The organism is Micromonospora sp. NPDC093243 (genome assembly GCF_044753725.1).
In the GTDB taxonomy this organism is placed as follows: domain Bacteria; phylum Actinomycetota; class Actinomycetes; order Mycobacteriales; family Micromonosporaceae; genus Micromonospora.
Genome location: NZ_JBIVNT010000012.1, coordinates 91,601 through 109,049, shown reverse-complemented (window position 1 = coordinate 109,049; position 17,449 = coordinate 91,601). Strand labels below are relative to the sequence as shown.

General features: G+C 68.9%; 21 protein-coding genes. 16 read left to right on the top strand and 5 right to left on the bottom strand.

What is annotated here, in order from left to right:
- The first annotated feature begins 196 nt into the window (after positions 1-196).
- Positions 197-907, top strand: coding sequence for a class I SAM-dependent methyltransferase (locus ACIP9D_RS31115; RefSeq protein WP_350877139.1), 711 nt, complete (start codon positions 197-199; stop codon positions 905-907).
- Between the two features lie 65 nt (positions 908-972).
- On the opposite strand, the gene ACIP9D_RS31110 is transcribed toward ACIP9D_RS31115, so the two are convergent.
- Positions 973-1,515, bottom strand: coding sequence for a YbhB/YbcL family Raf kinase inhibitor-like protein (locus ACIP9D_RS31110; RefSeq protein ID WP_350877141.1), 543 nt, complete (start codon positions 1,513-1,515; stop codon positions 973-975).
- Between the two features lie 146 nt (positions 1,516-1,661).
- Here ACIP9D_RS31110 and ACIP9D_RS31105 point away from each other — a divergent pair, with 146 nt between their 5' ends.
- The 4 genes from ACIP9D_RS31105 (at position 1,662) to ACIP9D_RS31090 (ending at position 4,162) form a co-directional block, all read left to right on the top strand.
- Positions 1,662-1,820 carry a hypothetical protein gene (locus ACIP9D_RS31105; protein ID WP_350877143.1) on the top strand — a complete coding sequence of 53 codons (159 nt, stop codon included), beginning with the start codon at positions 1,662-1,664 and terminating at the stop codon, positions 1,818-1,820.
- 619 nt (positions 1,821-2,439) lie between these two features.
- Positions 2,440-2,679 (top strand): hypothetical protein, encoded by a 240-nt coding sequence (locus ACIP9D_RS31100; protein ID WP_350877145.1) that lies wholly within the window; start codon positions 2,440-2,442, stop codon positions 2,677-2,679.
- 65 nt (positions 2,680-2,744) lie between these two features.
- Positions 2,745-3,092, top strand: a complete 348-nt coding sequence (locus ACIP9D_RS31095; protein ID WP_350877146.1) for a helix-turn-helix transcriptional regulator — start codon at positions 2,745-2,747, stop codon at positions 3,090-3,092.
- Positions 3,089-4,162 (top strand): hypothetical protein, encoded by a 1,074-nt coding sequence (locus ACIP9D_RS31090; protein WP_350877148.1) that lies wholly within the window; start codon positions 3,089-3,091, stop codon positions 4,160-4,162. The genes ACIP9D_RS31095 and ACIP9D_RS31090 overlap by 4 nt, the downstream gene beginning before the upstream one ends.
- Before the next feature lie 227 nt (positions 4,163-4,389).
- Here the strand turns inward: ACIP9D_RS31090 and ACIP9D_RS31085 are convergent, their stop codons facing one another.
- Positions 4,390-4,602: a hypothetical protein gene (locus ACIP9D_RS31085; RefSeq protein ID WP_400451366.1), complete on the bottom strand. Its 213-nt coding sequence runs from the start codon at positions 4,600-4,602 to the stop codon at positions 4,390-4,392.
- A gap of 287 nt (positions 4,603-4,889) precedes the next feature.
- Between ACIP9D_RS31085 and ACIP9D_RS31080 the strand changes: the two genes are divergently transcribed.
- Positions 4,890-6,008 carry a three-Cys-motif partner protein TcmP gene (locus tag ACIP9D_RS31080; protein ID WP_350877150.1) on the top strand — a complete coding sequence of 373 codons (1,119 nt, stop codon included), beginning with the start codon at positions 4,890-4,892 and terminating at the stop codon, positions 6,006-6,008.
- On the opposite strand, the gene ACIP9D_RS31075 is transcribed toward ACIP9D_RS31080, so the two are convergent.
- The 3 genes from ACIP9D_RS31075 to ACIP9D_RS31065 form a co-directional block, all read right to left on the bottom strand.
- Positions 6,005-6,790 (bottom strand): phage Gp37/Gp68 family protein, encoded by a 786-nt coding sequence (locus tag ACIP9D_RS31075; RefSeq protein ID WP_350877152.1) that lies wholly within the window; start codon positions 6,788-6,790, stop codon positions 6,005-6,007. The two genes, ACIP9D_RS31080 and ACIP9D_RS31075, sit on opposite strands and share 4 nt — an antisense overlap.
- A gap of 185 nt (positions 6,791-6,975) precedes the next feature.
- Complete coding sequence (locus ACIP9D_RS31070) at positions 6,976-7,671, bottom strand: HAD family phosphatase (RefSeq protein ID WP_350877154.1); 696 nt, start codon at positions 7,669-7,671, stop codon at positions 6,976-6,978.
- Positions 7,668-8,534 (bottom strand): GntR family transcriptional regulator, encoded by an 867-nt coding sequence (locus ACIP9D_RS31065; RefSeq protein ID WP_350877157.1) that lies wholly within the window; start codon positions 8,532-8,534, stop codon positions 7,668-7,670. The genes ACIP9D_RS31070 and ACIP9D_RS31065 overlap by 4 nt, the downstream gene beginning before the upstream one ends.
- Before the next feature lie 405 nt (positions 8,535-8,939).
- On the opposite strand from ACIP9D_RS31065, the gene ACIP9D_RS31060 reads away from it, so the two are divergent.
- The 10 genes from ACIP9D_RS31060 to ACIP9D_RS31015 all read left to right on the top strand — a co-directional run bounded on the left by ACIP9D_RS31060 (position 8,940) and on the right by ACIP9D_RS31015 (position 17,172).
- The gene (locus tag ACIP9D_RS31060) at positions 8,940-9,185 is read left to right on the top strand and encodes a DUF6284 family protein (protein WP_350877159.1); all 246 of its coding nucleotides are present in this window, start codon (positions 8,940-8,942) and stop codon (positions 9,183-9,185) included.
- A complete protein-coding gene (locus tag ACIP9D_RS31055; protein ID WP_350877161.1) occupies positions 9,185-9,559 on the top strand; it encodes an RRQRL motif-containing zinc-binding protein in 375 nt (124 codons plus the stop codon). The genes ACIP9D_RS31060 and ACIP9D_RS31055 overlap by 1 nt, the downstream gene beginning before the upstream one ends.
- The gene (locus ACIP9D_RS31050; protein WP_350877163.1) at positions 9,556-10,410 is read left to right on the top strand and encodes an ABC transporter permease; all 855 of its coding nucleotides are present in this window, start codon (positions 9,556-9,558) and stop codon (positions 10,408-10,410) included. Before ACIP9D_RS31055 ends, ACIP9D_RS31050 begins: the two co-directional genes overlap by 4 nt.
- Before the next feature lie 91 nt (positions 10,411-10,501).
- Positions 10,502-10,831 carry a hypothetical protein gene (locus ACIP9D_RS31045; RefSeq protein ID WP_350877164.1) on the top strand — a complete coding sequence of 110 codons (330 nt, stop codon included), beginning with the start codon at positions 10,502-10,504 and terminating at the stop codon, positions 10,829-10,831.
- Positions 10,828-13,038, top strand: a complete 2,211-nt coding sequence (locus ACIP9D_RS31040) for a cell division protein FtsK (RefSeq protein WP_350877166.1) — start codon at positions 10,828-10,830, stop codon at positions 13,036-13,038. Before ACIP9D_RS31045 ends, ACIP9D_RS31040 begins: the two co-directional genes overlap by 4 nt.
- 142 nt (positions 13,039-13,180) lie before the next feature.
- Positions 13,181-13,429: a hypothetical protein gene (locus ACIP9D_RS31035; RefSeq protein ID WP_350877168.1), complete on the top strand. Its 249-nt coding sequence runs from the start codon at positions 13,181-13,183 to the stop codon at positions 13,427-13,429.
- A complete protein-coding gene (locus ACIP9D_RS31030) occupies positions 13,426-13,716 on the top strand; it encodes a hypothetical protein (RefSeq protein WP_350877170.1) in 291 nt (96 codons plus the stop codon). The genes ACIP9D_RS31035 and ACIP9D_RS31030 overlap by 4 nt, the downstream gene beginning before the upstream one ends.
- Positions 13,713-14,807, top strand: a complete 1,095-nt coding sequence (locus ACIP9D_RS31025; RefSeq protein WP_400451364.1) for a bifunctional DNA primase/polymerase — start codon at positions 13,713-13,715, stop codon at positions 14,805-14,807. Before ACIP9D_RS31030 ends, ACIP9D_RS31025 begins: the two co-directional genes overlap by 4 nt.
- Positions 14,804-15,577, top strand: coding sequence for a DUF6884 domain-containing protein (locus ACIP9D_RS31020; protein WP_350877172.1), 774 nt, complete (start codon positions 14,804-14,806; stop codon positions 15,575-15,577). The genes ACIP9D_RS31025 and ACIP9D_RS31020 overlap by 4 nt, the downstream gene beginning before the upstream one ends.
- Positions 15,574-17,172 (top strand): YfjI family protein, encoded by a 1,599-nt coding sequence (locus tag ACIP9D_RS31015; RefSeq protein ID WP_350877197.1) that lies wholly within the window; start codon positions 15,574-15,576, stop codon positions 17,170-17,172. Before ACIP9D_RS31020 ends, ACIP9D_RS31015 begins: the two co-directional genes overlap by 4 nt.
- Positions 17,173-17,449: the final 277 nt, after the last annotated feature.

The following is a 17,449-nucleotide window of genomic DNA, read 5'->3' as shown; positions in this document are numbered from 1 at the left end:
TAGTCAGCGTATGGCAGCACCGTGACATGTTTCGCGGTACTGCCGTACTATGTGCCGGGTTCGCTGACCGCCGATCACGTGCCACCCCCCGACCGCAATTCGGCCACCACGTTGCCCCGATTCTTCTGCCCCCCGCGCGGATGATTCACTCTGTCGGTCAGGCGCGGGTCGAGTTCATACCGTGAGGAATCGACGCATGGCAGAAATCACTGGGGACCAGCGTGTCCAGTCCGAGGTGCTGGAGGGCCTCGCGACAGCGGTCAACCACCGCCGCTGGTTCGTCGAGCTGGCCGTGCCCTATCTGGGCGACAACCCCATCGAGATCGGCAGTGGGCTCGGCGACTACGCGCTGGAGTGGGCGGAGCGCCTGCCCCGGTTCACCGCCACCGAGGCGGACCCGGATCGGCTGGTCCAGCTCAAGGAGCGGCTGGCCGACCACCCGGGCATCGACGTGCGGGAGATGCTGCTGCCGCACTCGGAGCGGGGTGACTACAGCGCCGCGGTGTCGTACAACGTGCTGGAGCACATCGACGACCACGTGGGCGCGCTGAGCAGCATGCGCGAGCTGGTCCGGCCCGGCGGAGCGGTGATCATCATCGTGCCGGCCTTCGAGTTCGCGATGAGCCCGGCGGACATCGCCACCGGGCACGTGCGCCGCTACACCAAGAAGACCCTCTCCGCGGCGATGACCGACGCCGGGCTCACCGTGGAGAAGATCCACTATGCCAACGCGCTCGGTCTGCTCGGGTACTTCATGGCGACCAAGGTGTTCCGGCTGATGCCGAAGGAGGGCCCGATGGTGAAGGTCTACGACACCGTCGTGCTGCCCGCCACCAAGGCCGCCGAGCAGCTGGTCCGCCCGCCCTTCGGGCAGTCGGTCTTCGCCGTGGCCCGGGTCCCGGCCTGAACCCGCTCTCCTGGTCGACCCCGCGGTTGGCGGTCAGCCCGCCAACCGCCGGGTCGCCGGTCAGGTCATTCCTTGATCTGGTACGTGGGCCGGATGACCGCGCGGGCCAGGGTGTGGAACGTCAGGTTGAAGCCCACGTAGGCGGGGCTGGCGTCCGGGGTGAGGTCGAGACGGTCGACGTCCAGGGCGTGCACCGCGAAGACGTAGCGGTGCGGCCGGTCCCCGGCCGGCGGCGCGGCGCCGCCGTAACCCTGCTCGCCGTAGTCGTTGCGGACGGCGAACGCCCCGCCCAGGTCGGTGCCTCCGCCGCCGCCCGCACCCCGTGGCAGCTGGGTGACGGTGGCCGGCACGTTGACCAGCACCCAGTGCCAGAAGCCGCTGCCGGTCGGGGCGTCGGGGTCGTAGCAGGTCACCGCGAAGCTGCGGGTGTCGGCGGGGAAGTCCGACCAGCTCAGCTGAGGGGAGATGTTCTCGCCGCCGGTGCTGCCGTGCGCGTGCCGCACGTCCATCGGCTCGCCATTCTGCACGTCGTCACTGCTCAGGGTGAACGACGGCACGGTCGGCAGCAGCTCGTAGGGGTCCGGGGCGATCGATCGTTCCAAGGTCATCGAGACGCGTCCTTCCGATGTTGCGCGCAAAGTCCTGCGCCCTTCTTACCCCGCCGCGGCCCAGCAATCGACCGGAAGCGCCAGGTGTCGATGGACCGTTCGGCTCACTACCGTTGTCCTATAGCAACAGCGCTGGGAGAAGCCTCGTGACCCGCATCTGGCGTGACTTCGTGGTCGCGGTCGTGACCGCGGTCCGACGACGCCCGGACGAGCGGGCTATCGCCGAGGAGCGCCGCCGCGCGGTCGAGCGCCTGGCCGAGGAGAAGATCCGCCAGGAGCGGCGCTCGGCGGACCCGCCGGAGTAACGGAAAAGCCGCGGCGCGCCCGTTCCATCCATGGCGCTCGGTAACGGCTCCGACACTCCTTTTCCGGGTCGAAGTTCTGTCAAGTTGCTGACCGCCAACGCTAGGACGGGCGGCGAGCAGGCCTCTGACCTGGCCGTTTACCGTTTCCGCTCGATACTGTGGAATCAGCGCCCGGCGCGGTGCGTCACCTGGACTGGCGCCGGCTCGCTGACCTTTCTCAGCCCATCCGGACTCACGTCAGCCACATCATTTTCGTGGTGTGACCAACGGACACCTCGCTGTTGACTCGACAGCAGCAGGGCAGCCATCTGGTGGTGGCGAAAGGTTAGGGACTGTGAGCAGTGAAGACAGAACGAATGATCCGCGTATGCCTAGACGGCGGCTGCATTCTCGTCGGGCTCGGTGGAATCGTGCACCAGACGGCGGTCGCGCCCCCGGGGCAGGCAAGTCCGGTGCTCCTGGGGACTTTCCTCGCGATCCTTGGAATCCCGGCGGGCGTGGGGTTGATCTCGCTGCGCAACAATGGTGGCGGCGGTACAACCAGCTCGCTCTCATCGCCTCGGCTGCCGGACTCGCCGCCGCCGCCGTCATCATCACCATCAGGGGCGGGTGACCGACAATGACTCACCGTGCCTGGCGAATCCTCGTCGCCTCGTTTGTCTTCGCGGCCCTCGCTGCCGCCTCGTCCATGATTTACGCCAACGCCGTCGCTCGGGAGTCCGAGCACAGGTGGTGCGGCATCGTGACGACCCTCGACGACACCTACCAGGACACTCCCCCGCAGAGCCCGACCGGCAAACAAATCGCGGATGAGCTCGACAAACTTCGCATCGAATTCGACTGCCCGCCGGACCGGTGAGGTCGGACGATCGTCCGGTGCGCCGGGAGCTTGTATATACCGACTACCGGTATATGCTGCGAAGCATGAGCGATCAGCCGCTGCGAGAGCCCACGTTCTTGATCCTCACCGCACTGGCAGAGAAGCCGCAGCATGGCTACGGGGTCATCGAGGACGTTCAGCGGATCTCCGACGGCCGGGTCCGCCTGCGCGCAGGCACCCTCTACGCCGTGTTGGACCGACTGCGGGCCGATGGATGGATCGAGGTGGACCGGGAGGAGGTGGTGCAGTCTCGGCTGCGTCGCTACTACCGGCTGACGGCATTGGGGGCGCGGCGTCTTGCCGCCGAGGTCGCGCGCCTTCGGCACAACGCCGAAGCGGCCAGCGCTCGGCTTGGCCGTAGCGGCTTGCTTGCCGACGGGGGCATCGCGTGAGCGCCACCGACCTCGAACGCCGCTACCGGCTGCTGCTCGCCGCATATCCCTGGGAGCACCGCCGGGTGTACGAGGAGGAGATGCTGGCGGTACTGCTCGCCGGCGCTCCGCCCCACCAACGGCGCCCCGGCCTCGCAGAAGCGTGGAACCTTCTGGCCGGCGCACTACGCGTCCGGCTCCACAACACCGGCCGAGGGCCGACGCGAGCCGGCTGGGCCGACGCGGCAGCAGTGACCGGGCTGCTGACCGCGTTCGCACTCTTCACGCTGTCGTTGCACGCCCTGACGGAGTACCCCCATTTCCCGACCGTGTCGGGTCCGGGATGGCAGCGGGAAGCCGTCGACTGGGCGCGGCTCGCCGGTTGGGGGACGGTGTGTGCCGCGATAGCGGCGGGTTGGCGGTGGCCAGCTGCCGGACTCGCCTGGATCGCCGTCATCGCCGAGGCCACGTCACTGACGTTGCGCTACGAAGACGACCCGGTATCGGTGGTGAACACGCTGTGGCAGTTCACGCTGACCCTGATCGCTGCGGCCACGCTCACCATCCCCGCGTCGCGCCGCCGCGCATTCGCCCTGCTCGGTGCACGACGCATGTCGGCGCTCCTGCTCGCGGCAGCCATCGTGGGAGCGGTCTTCCTGTCCAATCGGCTCAACCGTCCCCCGACGCTCTCCACCGGGCAGGGTCAGGCCGTGTACGTCTTCTACGACCTGGAGGCCACGTCCGACGCGGTGATGTGGCTGTATCTGGCCGGCATCACGACCGCCGGCCTGATCGGTCTGATCTCCGTCGCCAGCCTCGCCGCACCCCTGCGCTTGCGCATCGGAGCCCTGTTCGCACCGGTGATCTCGTTGATGGTGCTCATCAACGCCACCCTTGCCGGTTGGATGACCTCCAACGGCCACCTGGACCACGCGATCCATCTCCGGCCCGTCCAGTGGATCGCACTGGTCGGCGTGCCGCTCGTCACGCTCGCGATCGGTGTGCTCGCGGTCCAACGCCGTGAACACGTCCGCACGATGGTCGACCTCGGACGCGCCGTCGACAGACAACGCAGCCAGCCGCAGCGGTAACGCTCGGGACACCGTAGGAAAAACACCCCTGGCCGGCGTTCGCGCTGGTCAGGGGTGTTTTGCTGGTCAAGGAGGCGGAGGGTGTGGGATTCGAACCCACGAAGACATCGCTGCCTTACCGGTTTTCAAGACCATCACCCCTACGCCGCTGACCAGTGTGAACGGTTCGCCACGCCCGCCTGTTGCCGCTGATTTGCCGCACGTCGCCGAACGTGACCGGTGCGGCGTCACGTCGGGGGTTCCGCTGCCTTGCTTGGTTGCTCGCGCCACTGACCGCCATCAGCCCGGAGCAGACGCTGCACCATCTGGCGCGCCTCATCCTCCGTGTCGAACTCCCACCGGAGCACCTTGCCAGCCTCCGAGTCGCCGGCCCTGGCGACGACATGCCATCGCACCTCCCGAGCGAGCCAGATGTCACGACGCGCGAGTCGGCCCCACATCCCGTTCCACCAGCGCCCCACCTGCTCCCTCACAGCAGTGGATCGTACAGGCGTACGAGCGCCCGAGAGTCTTGATGGCTGCATTGCTGCGACCGGCGCTCCGCACGCGATCCGCCCGGAGCGACAAGCCTGCGACCGGGACGGCCGATGGCAACTCCGCCGAGTGGATCAAAAATGAAGTTCTGCAGCCAGATTCGCTCTTATGGGACATTACGGATCGCGGAGGGGTATCACTGACCGTCAACGTCTCCTAACATATGAGTCACCAGCGATCATGAGGGGGCTCAGTGGCTTCAGGGACACCGCGCACAACGCTCTGGGAACTCGACCCTCACACCAAGGCAAAACACGACATCCTCCGCCAGTACCTCGCGGGATGGTTCCCCGTACTGTCCACCTACCATGGCCGGGTCGTTTTCCTTGACGGTTTTGCCGGTCCTGGTAGGTACAAGAATGGCGAGCCCGGCTCTCCGCTGATCGCCCTCTCGACCTTGCTGGATCACAGCTACTTCCCGCGCATGAAGGACTGCGAGTTCCTCTTCATTTTTTGTGAGCAGGGACGCGATCGGGCAGACAACCTCAAGGAAGAAATTCAAAGGTTCGCTGACGAGCGCGGAGGAGACTGGCCGAGCAACGTAAAGGTCTCCATCAAGAACAACGAATTTGAGCAGACAGCGCAGGATATCCTAGAGACACTGAAGACCCAGAAGGCCCAACTAGCTCCGACATTCGCTTTTGTTGACCCATTCGGCGTTACCGGCCTGCCAATGGATTTGCTTGCCGACCTTCTGTCTTTCAACCGATGCGAGCTGTTCGTAAATTACATCGTTAACACCGCCGTTCGGTTCGCCACCTCGGGACAGATCGACGACCGATTCCGGGAACTCTACGGGACAGAGGATTTCCTTAGAGCTGAAGGCTTGCAGGGGCAGGCACGGCTTCAGTTCCTGCACGACTTGTACGAACGGCAACTCAAGGAACGCTGCGGCTTCGACTATGTTCAGTCATTCGGAATGATGAACAACACAGGCAACATTATCTATTACCTGTTCTATGGCACCCGGAACACTAAGGGCCTTCAACTGATGAAGGACGCAATGTGGAGGGTGGATGCTGGCGGCGGGTACACGTTCTCGGACCGGCTCGCGGGTCAAGACATCCTGTTCACAGAGGGAGACCTAGTATCGGAGCCCCTCCGTGCTGCCCTCCTCGACAAGTTCGCGGGCCGGACGGTACTCGTGGACGAGCTGGAGGGGTACGTCCTCGTGCACACTCCATACCGCCCGGCTCACTTGAGAAAGTACGTTCTTAGCCCCCTGGAGAAGGCTGGCGCGATTTCCGTCGACCGCCCTGGACGTTCCGGCTTTCCAGCAGGGCGGACCCGGATAACCTTCCGCTCTACCTAGACGAGAGTCGGAAGAAAGCTCGCATCGACTGGGACGACTGGCCGTGGCATTTGGTCCCAAACCTCGCCATCCAAGGTACGGCCGCCAGCCTTTGGCGTCGCACCTCCCCACTGCTTGAAAAAGAATGGAACGTCAGCAGTGACGGAAAGATCCCGCAACGCGCGAACTGCGTCGGGGTCGACTGGTCGGAACTGGGGACCGCTTTCACCCCCAGCAATAACCCAGTGAATTCCATCAAGATTCAACGAGTCGAGCCGCCCCAGAAGCGGCTCACAGGAGAGGAATCGAACAGCGGCCGGCACCTCCCGTAGGTGGTCGACCCTGTCAATAACTGCGGAGTCCTCTACTGATACCCCCATCCAAACGTTTGGAGGCCAGTCAAGTACGTCCGCAATCCGTCGAAGGCGCAGCGCCCGCTTCGTCAACACCTGATAGGTGTGCTGAGGAGTGCGGGACATTGTGTCGAAAACCCTTTTGATGAAGTCAACAGGAACGCGAGCATGAAAGAGGTCGCTCATGGAATTGACGAATACCACCCGTGGTCGCCGCCACTTCTCCGGCAACGTCAAGCTGTCGTAATGCAAGGTCACGCCGAAACCCGGTCCAGAGGTTCGTGGATCCCCGTCATTCTGATACCTGGGCTGCCCCATTGCCTTGAGCCGCTTGGCCAAGGTAAGTGCATAGCAGTTATCGCAGCCGCGTGATACGCGGTCGCAACCCGTCGATGGATTCCATGTCGCCTCGGTCCACTCGATCCGGCTCCGGTCTCCCACGACCCTCATCCTTCCCGCGTGACCACCAGTATCAGCATGTAAGCGATCAGTGATCCTTGAACATCAGACGGTGATCATAGACCAGATGTCGAAACTTGTCGAACGCTTGTTCTAAGGCCCTGGACGGCTGTGACCGTGCGTATTCAACCAGGCCCCAACGAGTTTGCGGCGGACTGACCTGCTCACCGGCGCGGCTAGCTAGCCAGCCGATCAACTAGGCCGCGCGCTATGTCTGCCATGCTCGTGATCACCATGTCTGCGCCAGCAGTCCGGAAGGCGTCGGCCTTTCCTGCACGATTCGCGTAGCCGATCACCGCGACCCCGGCGGTCCGTGCGCCTTCGATATCTGACAGTGAATCGCCGACCAGCACGCACGCCGACGGCAACTCACCGAGGGCACGGGCGGCTTGCAGGATCGGTTCCGGGTTGGGCTTCATGCGTTCCGGGTCGGCGTAGGCCCGGCCGACCACCGGCGAGACGTATCCGGCTAGCCGGTGCGCTGCCAGGTAGGCGGTCACCGCGCCGGCCGAGTTGTTGCTGACTACAGCCACCGGCATCCCGGCTTGCCTGGCAGCCACGATGACCTCACGGCCGTACGGCGTTGGCTCGGCACTTTCGACGGCCCGACGCTCGGCTGCACAGAGCGCATCCTCCACCGCCCGCGTTGTGCGATGGTCGCCGGCCGCGCCGGTACGGCGCAACACCTCAAGCGGGTCGGGCTCGCTGGCGAAGTCCGGCGGCACGTCAACACCATGCCGCCTCAGCACGTCGACTAATTCGGCGGCAACCTGCGGGGCCGGGTAGCCGGCGAAGACGCTGCACACCGGCCCGTCGAAGTCGAGCAGCACCGCGCCGACCCCGGCGAGCAGCCGGCCCAGGTCGGCGCTCATCCGTCATACCGGTAGGCGATGGTCGACCACACCGAGTCGAACCACTGACGAGAAGCCTCCACAAACTGCGTTCCGTGCGAGGCGTCGTCGTCGGTCACCGCGTAGTGGAACAGCGGCACGTCTTTGCCCATGAGGTCGTAGATCGCCATGGGCTCACCCTTGATCGAGACGGTGCGCTCAACGACTGGGTAGAAGCCGTAGAACACCTCTTCGCCGTTCAGGATGTAGAGCTTGAACAGCGGAGACGCCCGATGCAGCCGCACACTAACGGTGGCTGACCGGATGAGGCCGAGGTCGCCCAGCTCGCCGACCTGATCGATGATTCCGTCCGCGGCCCGGCGGGTGATCCGTTCCGCCCGTTCGCGTACTGCTGGATCGTCTGCCTGCGTCTCGGCCCGCGCCGGCAGCGCCATGGGTACGGCCATGTCGGAGATCAGGACCCGCACGGCAATCGTCTCCGGCACCAGCCGGCCGACGCGCACCTTGTCGAGTGCTTCGGCTAGCGCGTCGCGCAGCGTCTCACCCGAGAAGCCAGCGAAGTCGATGGTGACGTGAGGTCGGTCAAACGAGGCTTCGATGTGCGGACGCAGCTCAACCGCTCGCTGTGTCTGCGCGCGAACGAACGCGCCGCTGCCCTGCCGGGACACGATCAGCCGCTCTGCCCGGAGCAGGTCCAATGCCCGCTTGACCGTCTCTCGTGCGACGCCGTAGCGGGTGGCTAGTTCGGGCTGCGACGGCAGCTTGTCGCCGGGCGCGAGTCGACGCGTGAGGATGGCCGCCCGCAGCTTGTTAGCGATCTGCTGCGAGGCCTGTTTGGGGTCGTCGGGATCCAGCTCGCCGAGGAAGTCAAGGTTCTCGCTCACCCGCTCACGGTAGCGCTGACTAGCCAAGTTAGGAAAGTTCGCCGCGCCCTCTTGACCTGACTAGCCAAGCCGACCTACGTTCATCTCGTTGCACCTGGCTAGCCAGGTACGACAAGCCGAGCGGAAGCCGGGGAAGGCGGCGCATTGCGCTGCGCGCTTACGGGCCGGTCGTGTGGTCGTTCATTGAGAACTTCACAGCAGAAGCGCCGCGTAGATCCGTCTGCGGCATCCCCGCCTTGAGCCACACGGTGGTCGACCCCGGTAGATCCCGGGCGAGCGGGGCGAGCGGGCCGGGTCTGGCGCGCGGTTGCTTCTGCCCCTGATTCCTGTTCGCCCCCGGGGTGCGGCCGGTCTGGTCGCACCCCGGGCGTACCCCCACTTCATCGACTCACCGGAGGTTCCCCCGTGCGTACGCACCTTGCACCCGTCACCGCCGAACCGACCGCCGCCGACCTGGCCGCGATCGACGCGGAGTGGCCGCTGATCGCGGCAGAGCTGGACGTGTTGGACGCCGAGATCACCCTGATCTACGCCGAGGACCACGGCGGCCCGACCCCGCTGGACTGGCGGCGGCTGCGCCGGGCTGAGGCCCGCGTGACCCGCGCCGCCACCGACACCGCCACCCGCACCAACCCGCGCCGCGCGGCCTGATGTCGCGCATCCGCGCCGCCTACTTCGATCCGGACGGAGCGCGGTACGGCATCCCCACTTACTGGTGGAAGGGTGCCCCGCCCGGCTACGCCACCCGCCGCCAACTGAACGCGGCTGGCCTGCGGCCCGGTGGTCAGCCGATCGCCGCTCAGGTGCTCTGGCGCGGCGTCGGCGGCACCCGCGCCGCCTACCTCTACCGGCTCGACCTGGCCGCGCCGAAGCGCACCGCCACCCCCGCGCAACGCGCCGCCATCGGCAAGGCACTCACGGCCCGCCGAACCTGCCCGACCTGCGGCACGGTCCGGCCCTATTACATCCCGCGCTCGCTGGGCGAATGCCTCGCGTGCGCCTTCCCCCAGGAGGACGCAGCATGACCGCCCCCACGATCAACGGCACCAAGTACCCGCAGCCCGTCGAAGCGCTGCTGCCCGCCGCCCGCACGCTCGCCCGGGAGTTGGGCGACCTGCCCTCGCGCAACCGGCTGATGCGGGAGTACCGCATTGGCGCGCCGAAGGCCGACGAGCTGCTGTCGCGGCTGCGCGACGAGCACGACCGGCAGGCCCGCGTCGACGCGCTGCACACGGCGATGGTCAAGCGCGGCAGCGTGGTCGACCGGGTGGAGCTGTTCCCCGTCGACACCGCCGAGCCCGCCACCGACCCGGCCCCGGTGCCGGTCGCACCCGAGCCCGTGCCCCCTGCCGCGCCGGACCCGATCCCCGCGCCGGAGATCACGCCGGCCGACCCGCCCGCCGAGGCCAGCACGGTCGGTCACCCGGACACGCCCACCCCGCCCAAGCCGGCCCGGCCGGCGGCGGTGTGGCCAGTGGTGCTGCTGGCGCTGCCGGCGTTCGTCGCCATCTGGTCCGGCTGGGTCGGACTCGGCGGACTCACCGGATTCGGCGTGGTGCACCCGCTGCCGGGCATCTGGGACAGCTTCTCCATCAACTCGGCGATCACCCTGCCGATCGGCGTGGAGACCTACGGCGCTTACGCCCTTTACGTGTGGCTGTCTGGCCGGGTGCCCGAGCGGGCACGCCGCTTCGCCAAGTGGTCCGCGATTGCCTCACTGCTGGTTGGCGCGCTCGGTCAGGTCGCCTACCACCTGTTGGAAGCGGCCGGCGTCACCTCGGCCCCGTGGTGGATCACCACCGCCGTTGCCTGCCTGCCGGTGGCGGTGCTCGGCATGGGCGCCGCCCTCGCGCACCTCGTTCGCTCGCACGACTAGCGCCGCCCGGCGGCACGGCCCCTGGCTTCCCAACCTGCGCCGTGCCGCCGGCCCTCCCGTCCGGCATTCACACCGTTTGGAGAGACCCCTGATGTTGTCACCCCTGGAAGCGCTGCGGAAAGCGGCGACCCGGTGGCGGCACCGCCGCCCCATCTGGCTCGGCATTCCGCTGCGAGCCACGATCGCCGCCGCCGCGTGCGGCGGCTACACCCTGCTCATCCAGTACAGCCAGGGCACCGAGTGGGTCGACCTGCCGATCCGCATGCAGGAGTACGACCGGCCCGACGAGCGGGAGTTCACCGCCGTGGCCGCCGCGCTCGCCGAGCGCGGCCTGATGCGCACCACGGCCTGGCAGATCGACCAGTACGCCCGCCTCTGCGCCCCCATCGCTGCCATCCGCACCGGGAAGGAGAACCGATGACCGCCCCGAACAACGAACCCGGCGACCGTTTCGACTGGCAGGCCGCCGAGGCCGACATCACCGGCCCGGACGCCGAGGTGGTCGACCTGGACCACGCCCGCGCCCGCCGGGTGCCGCAGCCCCGCCCGCCGGCCGAGGACACCGGCGAGGACGACAGCGGCGAGGACGCCGAGACGATCGAGGACGGCCCCGAGCGCGTCGGCGGGCTGGTCGACGCGGCCGAGGACATCCCGCCGGAGGTGCTGGCTCGGCAGCGGGAGCGCCGGCCGATCCTGGCCGAGTGGGCGCGTTCGTGGCGCGGCCTGCGCGCGGCCGTGCGGCACCAGTCGAAGGATGCCGGCTACGTGGCCGCCTACCACGCGGTGCGCCTGCCCAAGTACGCGGCCAAGACGGCTGTGTGGGCACCGGTCGGCCTGTTCCGCGGGCTCGGCCGGGCGCTGCACTGGGCCAGCGCGGAAGAGGGCAACTGGCACCTGCGGCAGGCCGCCGCGTCGCGTGGTGAGGCGGACGTGTGGCTCAAGTTGGACGCCCGCCGGCAGCGTCAGTCGGTGTGGCGGTGGTGGGTGCTCGCCGCCGGTGCCGGCGCGACCGTCACCGGGGCAATCGTGCTGGCACTCGGCCCGTCGTGGTGGCGGTGGGTCGCTCTCGCGGTGGTGGTGCCGCTGCTGGCCACGCTCGGCCGGCCGGCGGACAAGCCGCTCACCGACCGGGTTACCGAGGGCACCCGATACCGCAAGCTGACCGCCGACCTCGTCCGGCGGGCGCTGACCTCGTTGCAGATGGCCGCGATCAACAGCGCGGTCGCCAAGGATCCGAAGGCGATCTCGTTCCCGGTGGACATTCACCGCGACGGCCCCGGCCACCTGGCCGTCGTGGACCTGCCCTATGGGGTGGAGGCCGCCGAGGTGGTCGCCCGGCGGGGCAAGCTGGCCTCAGCGATGCGGCTGCCCCTCGACCAGGTGTGGCCCGAGCCGGCGACCGGTCACACGGGGCGTCTGGCGTTGTGGGTTGGGTATGAGCCGGCGTCGCAGATGAAGCAGCCGCCGTGGCCGCTGCTGTCGGAGTCGGCGAAGGTGGACGTGTTCAAGGCGTTCCCGTTCGCCACCACCCCGCGCCTGGACACGGTCGCGGTGGACCTGATGTTCCGCAACTACCTGTTCGGCGGGCAGCCCGGATCAGGGAAGACGTTCGCGCTGCGGGATCTGATCCTGGCCGCCGCCCTGGACGCGCGTACCGAGATCCGCGGCTACGAGTTGAAGGGTGTCGGCGACTTCGCCGTGTTGGAGCCGGTGATGGCCGAGTACGGCAACGGCTTCGATGACGACACCCTCGCCCGCTGCTTCGCCTTCATCGAGTGGCTGTATGAGGAGTGCCGCCGCCGCTCGAAGCGGATCGAGCACTATGCGAGGTTGGGCAAGGCCCCGGAGAACAAGGTGACGCCGGAACTGGCGTCGCTCAAGGGGTCCGGCCTTCACCCGCTGGTGGCGTGGTTCGATGAGCTGCAAGAGCTGATGACCAGCAAGTACGGCAAGGAAGCCGGCGAAATCTTGGAGAAGGTCATCAAGCTCGGCCGCGCGCTCGGCGTGATCATCCTGATCGGCACGCAGATCCCCGACAAGGACAGCCTGCCGACCGGTATCACCCGCAATGTCAACTCCCGGTTCTGCCTGTCGGTGGCCGACCAGACCGCGAACGACATGATCCTCGGCACCTCGGCGTACAAGAACGGCTACCGGGCGACGGTCTTCCAGCCGGTCATCGAAGCCGGGTGGGGCATCCTGCGGGGCTTCGGTCCGAAGGCGTCGGCGGTGCGGTCGTTCTACGTCGACACCACCGCCGCCGCCCGCATCGTGACCCGTGCGGTGGCGCTGCGGACCACGGCGGGAACGCTGCCAAAGCTGGACGAGCAGACCCGCGACGTTGCCCCAGTGGCGGACGTGCTCGGCGACCTGGCCCGCGTGTGGCCCGGCGACGACAAGGCCGCCTGGAACGAGACGCTGTGCACGCTGCTGGCCGAGCTGCGGCCCGACGTCTACGGCGGGTGGGAAGCCGCGCAGCTCACCACCGCCCTCAAGCCCCACCCCGCGGTGAAGGTCGGCGACGTGGGCCGGCGCATCGACGGCAAGGCCACCACCCGACGCGGCATCAAGCACACCGACCTACTCGCCGCGATCGCGGAGCGTGACCGGAAGCGGTCCGCCGGCTAACCCGCCGCGAGGGTGCTAGCGCTAGCGGCCCGATCTGCTAGCGCTAGCACCCCCGCTAGCACCCGATCCGAATCATGAGCTGCGCGCTAGTAGCTAGCAGCTCACGGCCCCGTGCACCCGAAAACCGGCCCGGGAGGCTGCCGTGAACCCCCACCTGACCGCCGCTATCGTCCTCACCGCGATCCCCGCCGCCGTCACCCTCGGTTACGCCGGACTGTGCTGGGTGAGCCCCTTCACCATCTGCAAGCGGTGCGCCGGCACCGGCCGGATCACCACCCGCGTGCTCCGCCGGCCGCGTGCCTGCCGGCGATGCGACCGGGGCTACCGGCTGCGCACCGGCCGGCGCGTCTTCAACTACTTCCACCGGCTGCGCACCGAGGCGAACCGGTGAACCGCCGCACCGGGCACACCGACTGGTGCGGCAGGGATCACCGCTGCAACCTCGGCGAGCACCGCTCCGACGAAATCGTGGTCGACGCCGGCCGCGCCCGCGCCGTCCTCGTCAGGGTCCGCACCGCAGCCGGCCGCGAACACGCCGAGGTGCGCGTCAGGGTCGCGCTCGCCCCGACCGAGCTGGCCGCCCGCCGGCAGTTGGTCGGGCTACTCGGCGACATGCGCCAAGCCGTCACCGCCGCCGCGATCGCCGCCCGGCCCCGACCGAGGCGGGCCGGCCGGTGACCGGCGGGCGGTGCGGCCACTGGATCGGCACCGCCGCCCGCTACTGCCACCACCCCGACAACCTGCGCCCCTACCTGCAAGGGCTGCGCTGCCCCGCCCACACACCCGCCGCCGTGGCCGGGCAGCCCGAACCCCCATCGACACCACTGCACCCGTTCACCAGCAAGGAAGGGAGGCACCTCGTGCCGACCGCCAACCTGCTCACCGCCGCGCTCGCACACGCCGAACGCGGCTGGCGCGTCTTCCCCCTCCGCCCCGACGACAAGCGACCCGCGTTCCCCGACCACCCCACCGACCAGTGCACCGGCCGCGACCCCCGCTGCCGCACCGCCGGCCAGCACGTCGGGTGGGAGCCCCGCGCCACCACCAACCCCGACCGCATCCACCGCGCATGGTCGGCCCGCCCCTACGGCATCGGCCTCGCCTGCGGCCCGTCCTGCTTGGTGGTGGTCGACCTGGACGTGCCCAAGGACGACACCACCGGCCCGACCGGGCTGGACACCCTCGCCGACCTCGCCGCCGGGCACGGGGCCGGCATCGACACGACGTACACCGTGACCACCGGCCGAGGCGGCACGCACCTCTACTACCGCCACCCGAGCGGCGGGCCGCAGCTGCGCAACACCGCCGGCAGCCTCGGCCCGATGGTCGACACCCGCGCTCACGGCGGCTACGTCGTCGCCGCCGGCTCGACGGTCGCCGGCCGGCCCTACGTGGTCGACCTGGACACCGACCCCGCACCGCTGCCCGGGTGGCTGGCTGACCGGTTGACGCCGGCACCGCTGCCGCCGCAACGGCCGGTGGTGGTCGACCTGCCCACCGACCGCAGCGGCGCGTACGTGCGGGCCGCCGTCAACCGCGAGGTGCAGCGGGTGGCGACCGCCGGCAAGGGTGAGCGCAACCGGGTGCTCTACATCGCCGCCGTAGCCCTCGGGCAATTGGTGGCCGGTGGGGCGCTCGCCGAAGACGACGCCCAAAGCGTGCTGGAACAGGCCGGCGTCAGCGCCGGGCTGGCCACCGCCGAGGCGTACCGCACCGTCCGATCTGGCCTCGCAGCCGGCAGTAAGCGGCCTCGGACGGTGGCCGCGTGAGCCGGCCCGGCGACAACCGTAGTTGTCACCGCGCGCCCCAGCTCGACGCGGCAACCGGTCACGTTGCCGGTCACGCCGCCGCTCTCGCTGCGGCCCGGACGCCCTCGGATGCCCTCGCCGCGCTGTCCGCGCTTGAAGCCGCCTGCCGGCAAGCGCGGGAGTGGATCGCGGTCGACCTGGTGCTCATCGACGGATGGTCGTATGCCGAGGTGGGCCGGACGCTGGGCACCACTCGGCAGGCAGCCAGCAAGGCATACGCCGAGGCGGTGAACAGCCGCATGCGGCGCACCATCACCGGCCGAGACGACGCGGTGGTGATCGTGCCCTGTGGCAGCGGAAAGCTCGACCACCCTGCGCCCGCTGACCGCATGTACACCGGCAGCTACCACCGGGCGTGCCGCCGCGCGGCGAACCGGCTCGGCGGTCGGCTGGTCATCCTGTCCGCCCGATACGGGCTGCTCACCCCGGACACCGTGATCGAGCCATACGAGCTGCGCATGGGCCAACCCGGCGCGGTCACCGTGCCGACGCTGCGCGCACAGGCCCGCCGGCTCGGCATCGACGTGGCCGGCACCGTGACCGTGCTTGCCGGCCGGGACTACGCCGACCCGGTATCGGCGGTGTGGCCGCACGCCCGCCGGCCTCTCGACGGCACGCGCGGCATGCCCGAACAGATGGCGCTGCTGGCCGAGCTGGCGCGCACGCCGACAACCCCGGTTGTCACCCGACCCCGATCCGCCGCACCGTTCACGGAAGGACGTGCCGCATGACGCCCGCCCGTCTGCACCTGGTCACCGACCACCCGCAACCCGCCGAACAGGAATCCGCGGGCGGCCCGCTGTGGGATGTTCCAGTGCCCTTGACCGGGCCGAACGCCGCGCCGCCGCCGTTCCCGGTCGACGTGTTCCCGCGCTGGCTCGGCGACATGGTGACCGGCGTTGCCCGGTTCACGCAGACCGATCCGGCGATGGCCGGCACCCTCGCCGTTGCCGTGCTCTCGGCGTGCGCGGGTGGCCGCCTGGAGGTGGAGCCGGTCGCGGGGTGGCGGGAGCCGGTGAACGTGTTCGCCGCAGTCATCGCCGGCCCCGGCGAACGCAAAAGCCCAGTACATCGGGCCATGACCGCGCCGCTGTTCGCCGCTCAGTCGACGCTGGCCGAAGCGATGCGACCGAGGATCGCCGAGGCCGCAGCACTGCGCGATATCGCCGACCGGCACGCCGAACAGGCCAAGACGGCAGCGGCCAAAGCCAGCGATCCGGGCAAACGTGATGAGGCGGCAGCCGAGGCGGTAGCCGCCGCGATCGCAGCCGAGGCGATCACCGTTCCCGGCCTGCCGAAACTCATCGTGGACGACGCCACCCCCGAGGCGTTGATCGGGTTGATGGCCGCCAACGGTGGCCGTATGGCGATCATCTCGGATGAGGGCGGCATCTTTGACACCCTCGCCGGCCGCTACTCGGGTGCGCCGAACCTTGACCCCTACTTAAAGGGTCACGCGGGGCAGCCGATGAGCAACGAACGGCAGACCCGCGAAGGTGCCTCGGTCGACAAGCCGGCCCTGACGGTGTGCGTGATGGCGCAACCGACCGTGCTGCGCAAGTTCGGCGGCAACGCCGATCTAGCCGGCCGAGGGCTACCGGCCCGGTTCCTGTTCGCCCTGCCCCGATCGCTGGCCGGGTATCGGGCGGTCGACAGTGAGCCGGTGCCTGAGGCGGTGATGGCCGGCTACCGGCACCGCGTGCACGACCTGGCCGCCACCCTCGCCGAGTGGGAAGACCCCGCCGTCGTCGTGCTCACCGAGGAAGCCGGCAAGGTGCGGCGAGCCGCCGCCGAGGCGGTCGAGGTGGAGCTACGGCCCGGCGGTGGTCTCTACGACATGCGGGAATGGGGCAACAAGCTGTCCGGCGCAACGCTGCGGCTCGCCGGTCTGCTGCACGTCGCCCACCACCCCGGCGACGCGTGGCGCCGGCCGATCGACGCCGACCGGATGGCCGACGCCGTGAGGCTCGCGGAGTTCTTCGCCGCGCACTACCGGGCCGCGCTCACCACAATCGGCGCGGATAGCGCGATGGAGAACGCCCGCTACGTGCTCGGCGTCCTCACCAGCAAGGGCATGGCCACCTTCACCCGCCGGGAGCTACACCGCCGGGTGTCGCGGCGGCTGCCGAAGTCCGATGAGGTGTCGGCGGTGCTCGCCGAGCTGGCCGCCCTCGGGTGGGTGCGCAACGGGCCGGACGGCCGGTATGAGCTGCACCCCCGCGCCGTGGCGGAGGTGACCGGAAGCGTTGACACGTTGACACCCGCCCCCGACGGCGACGTTTCCGCAGCTCACGACGCCCGAGAAGGTGTCAACGGGCCGCGTTGACAGCCGTTGACAGGCGTTGACAGTCCCGCCGCCGGCCCGCCCGGTGTCAACGGGTGTCAACGCCTGTCAACGGGGGGCGTTGACACCCCAGCACCGGCCCTCACCTGCGGAGACGCGGCACTGTCGGCCGATTGTCAACGTGTCAACGCTTCCCGTCCCCTCTCCGGCTCGCCCAGCCGTCGACAGCAACCGCGGGCACCGGGAAACGGCCCGCTGAGAGCCACGGAGACGGTTCGGCCCTATGCCTTACCCCGGGGTGCCTCTGATCTCGGCTCTG